The sequence below is a fragment of the Desulfonatronospira sp. MSAO_Bac3 genome, assembly GCF_003838035.1.
GTDB lineage: Bacteria > Desulfobacterota > Desulfovibrionia > Desulfovibrionales > Desulfonatronovibrionaceae > Desulfonatronospira > Desulfonatronospira thiodismutans.
This window is the reverse complement of sequence record NZ_QYZY01000054.1, coordinates 1-7,998: the sequence shown is the minus strand read 5'-3', so window position 1 is coordinate 7,998 and position 7,998 is coordinate 1. Positions and strand designations below refer to the sequence as shown.

Sequence of the window (7,998 nt, the reverse complement as noted above, 5' to 3'; positions counted from 1 at the left end):
TCCTTTTGGCGGCGTCAATCTGCACAATTATTCGTCACCGTATTAAGATACGCCTCCTCATAATTGCTTGATTTCCTTGCCAAAAGAAAAAACTCCTCGTTTCCGTAAAGAAAACCAATAGCTTCAACATCCGGAAAGAAAGGCTTTCCGGATGGAAACTTTCTAAATTTGCCGGGGATGCCGTTTTCAATTTACCCGGCTAAAGCTGAACATAAGAAATAATACAACAGGGAGAGATACTTATGCGGGTCAAGAGAGGCAAGACCGCCAACAAGCGGCATAAGAAATACTTGAAGATGGCCAAGGGCTACCGTGGCTCCAGAAGCAGGCTGTTTTATACTGCCAAGGAAACTGTGGAAAGGGCCCTTTGCTATGCATACCGGGACCGCAGGCAGAAAAAGCGCGATTTCCGCAAACTGTGGATAATCCGCATCAATGCCGCAGCCCGGGAGCACGGCATGTCCTACAGCCGTTTCATGAGCGGGCTGAGCAAGGCCGGCGTGGAACTGAACCGCAAGGTTCTGGCTGACATGGCTGTACATGAAAAGGCCGCTTTTGCCCGGCTGGCGGAGATGGCCAGGACCGGGGCCAACTGATGAATGCCGTCCAGGAAATCAATTCCAGCCTGAAAAGCCTGATCCAGGAATTTAAGCATGTTCTGGATCAGGCTTCTTCTTTGCAGGACCTTGAAGAGGCCAGGGTGGCTTTCCTTGGACGCAAGGGCAGGCTGGCCCGGATCATGTCCAGGCTTCCGGAGCTGGACCCTGCAGACAGGCCCGAAGCCGGCAGGACAGCCAACGAGGTCAAGACCGAGCTGGGCAGAATCCTGGAAAGCAGAAAAGCAGAGCTGGAAAAGCAGGCCGCTTCTGAGGGAGATAAAACCTTTGACCCCACCCTGCCGGGTCGCACCCCGGATATGGGGTCTGTGCATCCAGTGACCCGGGTGATCCAGGATATAAGCGATATTTTTACAGGCCTTGGTTTTGAAATCGTCACCGGACCGGAAGTGGAGACGGATTTCTACAATTTCGAGGCCTTAAATCTCCCCCCGGGACATCCGGCCCGGGACATGCAGGATACTCTGTACATTTCCGAGTCCTTAGTGCTGCGCACCCATACCTCCCCGCTTCAGATCAGGACCATGGAGAAAAGGCGTCCCCCCCTGGCGGCCATTGCCCCGGGCAAGGTCTACCGCAGGGACTCAGATCTGACCCATACCCCTATGTTTCACCAGATTGAAGGCTTCCTGGTGGATACCCATGTCAGCATGGCTGACCTGCGAGGCACTTTGACCGCTTTTGCCCAGCAGATTTTTGACTCCGAGGTCAAGGTGCGTTTCAGGCCCAGTTTCTTCCCCTTTACCGAGCCCAGTGCAGAAGTGGACATCAGCTGCGTCATGTGCCAGGGGCGCGGCAGAAATGAAGACGGCACAACCTGCAGGGTGTGCAAGGAAACCGGGTGGGTGGAAGTGCTGGGATGCGGCATGATCGACCCCGAGGTGTTTCTGCAGGTGGGATATGATCCGGAAATGTATACCGGATTTGCTTTCGGCCTGGGTGTGGAAAGGGTGGCCATGCTCAAGTACGGGATCAATGACCTGCGCATGTTTTTTGAAAACGACATCAAGTTTTTGAACCAGTTCGCCTGAGCCTTCCAGGCACAATAACCAAAACCATCCTCAAGGATACTGCAGATGCTTTTAAGTTTATCCTGGCTGCGGGAGTTTACACCTTACAAAGGCAGCATAGACGAGCTATCCCACAGGCTGACCATGGTGGGCCTGGAGGTGGAGGAGATTGTCCGGCCTTTTACCCATCTGGCACCCATGGTGGTGGGCCGGGTTGTGGAGAAAAGACAGCACCCCGGGGCGGACAAACTGTCCCTTTGCAGTGTGGACACGGGCTCTGGTGAAAGTCTCAGCATAGTGTGCGGCGCTCCCAATGTACAGGCCGGCCAGAACGTGGCCGTGGCCCTGGAGGGGACAGAGCTTCCCGGCGGCCAGGTGATAAAAAAAAGCAAAATCAGGGGTGAGACCTCCCAGGGAATGATCTGTTCCGAGACAGAGCTGGAACTGGGCCAGGATCCATCCGGGATAATGGTCTTAGACGACTCCCTTGTGCCGGGAACAGGGCTCTGTCAGGCCCTGGACCTGGAGGAATTCGTCCTGGATATCGGGGTCACCCCCAACAGGCCTGACTGTTTAAGCGTTCTGGGCCTGGCCAGGGAAGTGGCCGCCCTGTTCGACCTGCCCCTCTACAAGCCGGACCCGGCGCTGCAGGAAGACAAGTCCAGGCACTGCCCGGATGAAGTGCACATAGATATAGAAGATCCTTCGGGATGCCCCCTGTACCAGGCCCGGATAATCTCCGGGTGCTCCATAAAGCCCAGCCCGGACTGGATGCGCTACAGGCTCATGGCTGTAGGTGTCCGGCCCATCAACAATATAGTGGATATAACCAACTACGTCATGCTGGAGCAGGGCCAGCCCCTGCATGCCTTTGACCGCCACCTCCTGGAGGGCCATAAAATCAGGGTGGACCGGTCCCGGCCGGGATTTAAGTTTACCACCCTGGACCAGCAGGAAAGGGAACTAAATGACCGCGATCTGCTCATCTGGGACAGCGAGAAGCCCGTGGCCCTGGCAGGAGTCATGGGCGGGGCCAATACGGAAATAAATGACCAGAGTACCGAGGTGCTGCTGGAATGTGCTGTATTCAACCCCTTAGACATCAGGCAGACCGCCAGGAGACTGGGGCTGCACAGTGAATCCTCTTTCCGTTTCGAGCGGGGCGTGGATCAGGCCAATGCCCCCTTTGCCCTGGACCGGGCAGCAAAGCTCATGTCGGAGCTGGGTCTGGGCAGGGTGTACCAGGGAGTATCCAGGGCTGAACCCAGGCCCTGCAAGCCGGTGCAGGTTTATTTCCGCCGCGAGCGGGCCAACAGCCTGCTGGCCCTGGATGTGGACCAGAATTACTGCCGCAGGGTTTTGACCTCTCTTGGCTGTGAAGTACAGGAAGAGGGCGGGGGGATGCAGGTTACAGTTCCCAGCTATCGCCCGGATATCACCCGGGAAGTGGATCTCATAGAGGAGATCGGTCGGATTTACGGCCTGGACAAGACCCCGGAGCACCTGCCCAAGGTGCAGAAATCCCTGCACCAGGAAGCCTGGGACAGCGAATACCGGTTTCTGGGGGATATAAAGCAGTGGGCCAGAGGCCTTGGTCTGCAGGAAGTCATCAACTACAGTTTTGTGGGCATGTCTGACCTGGATTTTCTGGGGGTTCCCCTGGAAGGCAGGGTAAAAGTCTTCAACCCCTTAAGCGAAGAGCAGGACGTGATGCGTACCCATCTTCTGCCGGGGCTTTTGCAGACCCTGAAGCACAACCTGGGCCAGGGCAATACCAGGCTCAAGCTCTTTGAAGTCGCCAGAAGCTTTGAACAGGACGAGTCTTCAGAGACCGGGGTGCGGGAAAACAACCGCCTGGCCCTTCTTCTTTACGGGCGCAGGCACAGGGGGCACTGGCCGCATCCTGAAGATGACGCGGATTTTTATGACCTCAAGGGGCTTGTGGAAAATCTTTTGGGAGTTTTTGTCGGCCATGAGGGACGTTTTGTCCTGCACAAGGAGCATCCTTACCTGGATCCGGCGGTGGAGTGCATATGCCGGGAAGAAAGCCTGGGGATGCTAGGCCGGGTGCGCCAGGAAAAAGCCAGGGCGTACAAGGCCAGAAAAGATATCTGGTACTGCGACCTGGACCTGGATTTACTGCAAAGCCTCGGCAGCCTTTCCAGGCCGCAGTTTCAGCCGTTGCCCAGGTTCCCCGTGGTCAAGAGGGACATGACCGTAGTTACCCCTATGGAACTTGGCTATGACCAGCTGCGCCAGGTTGTGGAAAACGCCGGGCTGGACATACTGGAAGATCTCTCCCTGGTGGATGTTTATCTGCCACCGGAACAGCAGGAAAAGAAGCTTACCCTGCGCCTGACTTACCGCCATCCTGAAAGGACCCTCAAGGACAGCGAAGTGGACAAAGAGCAGCAGAAGCTGGCTGATCTGCTTCTTAAAAAGTTGCCGGTGGGATTTCCTTGATTTTTGTGCCGGCCTGGTTAATCTTTATCCGTAACCATTCAGGGGATGCCGGAATCACGCCTCTGGCGTGACCGGGGACAGTCCCGCACTTATTTTCTAACGCTTACATCTGTCAATTGTTCATTAAAAAAATAAGTGCGGGACAGTCCCCAGGCCTCGCGCCAGTTAATCACCACCGAGAACCCCCTGAATGGTTACCTTTATCCCATGTCAGAGGAAAAAGAATATCTGAAAATAGGCCAGGCCGCAGAGCTTCTTGAGCTTGAACCCTACGTGCTGCGCTTCTGGGAAAGCGAGTTCCCCCAGCTGCGCCCCATGCGCACCCCCAAGGGCCAGCGCCTTTACACATCTGAGCATATTCAGCTCCTTGCCCGTATCAAAAAACTTCTTTACCAGGACAAGCTGACCATCGAGGGAGCAAAAATGCGCCTGGAAGAAGAAGCCCGCATGGCAGGCATCCTTGCAAACATCAGGGATGAACTGCAGCAGATCAAAGATATCCTAAAGTCGTAACTGCGCCTGCCTTCATATTTTGAAAATCATTCAAATTTCTTTGTTCGGCTGTTCGGGTCGGACCAAGCCAATATATTGAAAATATTTGATAAGAGTTCTTTTTTTGCTTGATTTTGAGTCTTAGAACCGCCATTTTGATATGGAAAAAGTGGTTCTAAAGTTCTATTCTCCAGGGCGACAACTATCCTTACACATGGGGTTAGCGGCGTTATGTGTCATAAAAATGCTTCTACCTATTGACATTGATATCATTATTGATACTATCTTAATATGACAAAAATCGATGACATGCTTGAAAAGATTCGGTGGAACCCCAAGGATGTTCGCTATTCTGATTTATGCAAGATTTGTGACCATTTTTTTGGCGAACCCCGACAGAAAAAAAGCAGCCATCGAATTTACAAAACTCCATGGGAGGGTGATCCACGAGTAAATATTCAAAATTCGAAAGGAAAGGCCAAAACATATCAGGTTAAACAGGTTCTTTTGGCTATTGAAAAACTGGAGGGCAATCATGGCACAAAAAAATGATAAATATACATACAGGGTTACATGGTCTGAAGAGGATAATGAATATGTTGGACTATGTGCTGAATTTCCAGGCTTGAGCTGGTTGGCGGATACGCCTGAGAAAGCTTTAAAGGGTATCCGGAAGACGGTGGCAGAGGTTATATCTGATATGGGTGAAAACAAAGAAACTATTCCTGAACCGATAGCATGCAAGCGTTATAGCGGAAAGTTTATGGTGAGGATTCCGCCTCATGTCCACAGAAAGTTAGCTATTCAGGCGGCCGAATCCGGTATCAGCCTGAATCGAATTGCCAGCTCAAAGCTAAGTCAATAGCCGATAGTACCGGCACCACACACAACCACAGCATCACCGACCGGGAAACAGCGGCCCCGCTTCGCTTTGCTGCTGCTCCCCGGCGGCTGAAGCCTGGCGTTATGCTAAAATTTGTTCACTTGACAAAGCGTACGTTAAGTCGTACTAAATTAAAAATTAAACATTGTTTGTCGAGGTCAAATATGCCCACATTAACGGCAACTGAAGCAAGATCCAAACTTTATCGCCTGATTGACGAGGCAAAGACATCCCACGAGCCGATTGTGATAACAGGTAAACGGGGCAGCGCCGTCCTGGTCTCGGAAGATGACTGGCGTTCCATCCAGGAAACTCTGTACCTGCTGAATATCCCTGGGATGCGCGAATCAATTCGTAAAGGCCTGGCCACTCCGATTGAAGAATGCTCTGAGGAAATTGAGTGGTAATGTGGAGAGTCGTTTTTGCCAAGCAGGCTCAAAGAGACGCAAAAAAATTATCAGCTGCGAAATTGCAGTCAAATGCCCAGATATTGCTGGAAATTTTGCGTAAAAACCCCTATCAGTCACCTCCTCCCTGTGAAAAGCTTGCAGGCGACTTAACTGGAGCCTGTTCGCGTCGTATAAATATACAACATCGCTTAGTGTATCAGATTTTAGATGATGAAAAAGTGGTCAAGATCATTCGCATGTGGTCCCACTATGAATAAGTTGGCACTGCATTTGTCCACTGTTTGTTCGGTGATCAGATCGGGTCGGACCCAGCCAATAAAGTAAATCGCCATCCGTACTGGTCGGAAGGATTGCTGTTGATTATTGCACACTTTAGGTCAAGCGCTGAATGTGCAGCGGAGCGCATGGAAATGTTCCCCCCGCTAACCCGCTTAAACCCATCATTGACTTTTGGCGGCACGTAAGACAACAAATAAAAATGTGCAAACAAGTTCCAGTTGATGCCTTGGCTGCAGACAGGGTTTCCCCAATGCAGATTACACCCGACAATTTCGGAGGGGATGGAGGATGCAGATTGAAATGGAAAGGAATAAAGCATGCCCACAGTGTTAAGGCGCGGTCCATACCGTTTTTTCTTTGTGGCCCTTGATCAGGCAGAGCCTCCACATATACATGTTCAACGGGAAAAAATGGTTGCCAAACTCTGGCTTGATCCGGTTGTGCTGCAGAACATAGGCGGGTTTGGACGCAATGAATTAAATGCCATTGCAAAGCTGGTCAACGAAATCAACAATTTTTCATGGAGAAATGGAATGAGTTCTTTAGCCGTTGAAAAACAGGGAGCACGGGCTCAAAATATTTTTGTCAGTGATGATTCGCTACAAATCGATCTTACTGACGGCCGCACAACCATAGTTCCCTTAATGTGGTATCCACGCTTGTGGTATGGGACCCCGGAAGAAAGAAACAATTATCAAATCATTGGAGACGGTGAATACATTCATTGGCCTGAGCTGGACGAAGACTTGACGGTTTCTGGTATTATAGCCGGACATAGATCCGCAGAGAGTCCCAGTTCATTGAAAAGATGGCTTAACGAGCGGATGAAAAAGTAATTATTTAAAGAACACTATAGGCCACTCCCGTCAGACCGAGAGTCTATATTTTCATGAACTGGTGTACCTTGTTCAGTGGGAGAGGCTGGGCGTGTACCGGTTCCTGCTTGCATACGGCGCAGGCCTGATGCAATTCCGATACAAAGACAGCCCCTTGGAAAAAATGGCATATTTTTTACAGCTTGATTGTAACCATTCAGGGGGGCAGGTACCGGCCAAAGGGACAGTCCCCGCGACACTTGTCCTGCACAAATTCACAAAGTACAGACGCAAAATTTTGTGACGCTGCATAATCATTACTTAGCGGGGGACAGTCCCCTGGCCTTGTGCCATTAGTCACCACCGAGGACCCCCTGAATGCTTACGCTTGATTTTGACAAGGGGATTTTATCTGCCTTTGATTATCAAGCCCGGTTCCAGATGGCTTACTCCGGAAAGCGCTATGATGATGCGCCTGCAAAAAAGAATTTTGGCAGGCGTATCTGGACCGGGCGTGACAGGCCCTGTTTAACTTGACAGAAGGCATGGATTTCAAAGAAACTTCCCGGCGATGACTTATGATAATTTCAAGACAGGAGCCTGAATATGCTTGATTTTGATGAGCTGACAATTCGCGACCAGGTGGCTGACAGCAGTGTGATTTTTCAGCGGGGGCGCACTTTATACGAGGACGGGGCCTACATGTGCATGGAGGCCCTCCCGGAAGAGGGCAGGTATGAGTACCAGGTGGACGGCAACTACGGGGACTATTCCACTGTAGTGGTTGTGGGGGATAATGGCCTGGACTGTTCCTGCGACTGCCCGTATCCCGGCCCGGGGTGCAAGCACGTGGTGGCAGTGGCCCTGGATGTGCTGGACCGGGTCCAGGACTGGCAGGACAAGTCCAGTACCCAGGAGCCGGAAAAGCTTTCGGACTATCTTACTCCTGAAGAAATCCGGGAAAAAGCCATGGAGGACCGCCGCAACCGGGCCAGAAAAGAAGAGTTCAAACTGATCCGCGGGGACATG

Annotated in this window: 9 protein-coding genes; all 9 read left to right on the top strand. The window is 51.8% G+C overall.

The window, feature by feature from the left end; translation table 11 throughout:
• Positions 1-242: 242 nt before the first annotated feature.
• Positions 243-596 carry a 50S ribosomal protein L20 gene (gene rplT, locus D5S03_RS01720; protein ID WP_008870695.1) on the top strand — a complete coding sequence of 118 codons (354 nt, stop codon included), beginning with the start codon at positions 243-245 and terminating at the stop codon, positions 594-596.
• Positions 596-1,648, top strand: coding sequence for a phenylalanine--tRNA ligase subunit alpha (gene pheS, locus D5S03_RS01715; protein WP_008870694.1), 1,053 nt, complete (start codon positions 596-598; stop codon positions 1,646-1,648). Before rplT ends, pheS begins: the two co-directional genes overlap by 1 nt.
• A gap of 45 nt (positions 1,649-1,693) precedes the next feature.
• The gene (gene pheT, locus D5S03_RS01710; RefSeq protein ID WP_008870693.1) at positions 1,694-4,090 is read left to right on the top strand and encodes a phenylalanine--tRNA ligase subunit beta; all 2,397 of its coding nucleotides are present in this window, start codon (positions 1,694-1,696) and stop codon (positions 4,088-4,090) included.
• Positions 4,091-4,297: 207 nt separating this feature from the next.
• Positions 4,298-4,603, top strand: coding sequence for a MerR family transcriptional regulator (locus tag D5S03_RS01705; protein ID WP_008870692.1), 306 nt, complete (start codon positions 4,298-4,300; stop codon positions 4,601-4,603).
• A gap of 514 nt (positions 4,604-5,117) precedes the next feature.
• Positions 5,118-5,447 (top strand): type II toxin-antitoxin system HicB family antitoxin, encoded by a 330-nt coding sequence (locus D5S03_RS01700; protein ID WP_008870690.1) that lies wholly within the window; start codon positions 5,118-5,120, stop codon positions 5,445-5,447.
• A 101-nt stretch (positions 5,448-5,548) separates the two neighbouring features.
• Positions 5,549-5,872 carry a type II toxin-antitoxin system Phd/YefM family antitoxin gene (locus D5S03_RS01695; protein ID WP_502697106.1) on the top strand — a complete coding sequence of 108 codons (324 nt, stop codon included), beginning with the start codon at positions 5,549-5,551 and terminating at the stop codon, positions 5,870-5,872.
• Complete coding sequence (locus D5S03_RS01690; protein ID WP_008870688.1) at positions 5,872-6,132, top strand: Txe/YoeB family addiction module toxin; 261 nt, start codon at positions 5,872-5,874, stop codon at positions 6,130-6,132. Before D5S03_RS01695 ends, D5S03_RS01690 begins: the two co-directional genes overlap by 1 nt.
• A gap of 339 nt (positions 6,133-6,471) precedes the next feature.
• Complete coding sequence (locus D5S03_RS01685) at positions 6,472-6,990, top strand: DUF2442 domain-containing protein (RefSeq protein WP_287042500.1); 519 nt, start codon at positions 6,472-6,474, stop codon at positions 6,988-6,990.
• A 585-nt stretch (positions 6,991-7,575) separates the two neighbouring features.
• On the top strand, positions 7,576-7,998 hold a 423-nt coding region (locus tag D5S03_RS01680; protein WP_287042499.1), incomplete at its 3' end, for an SWIM zinc finger family protein.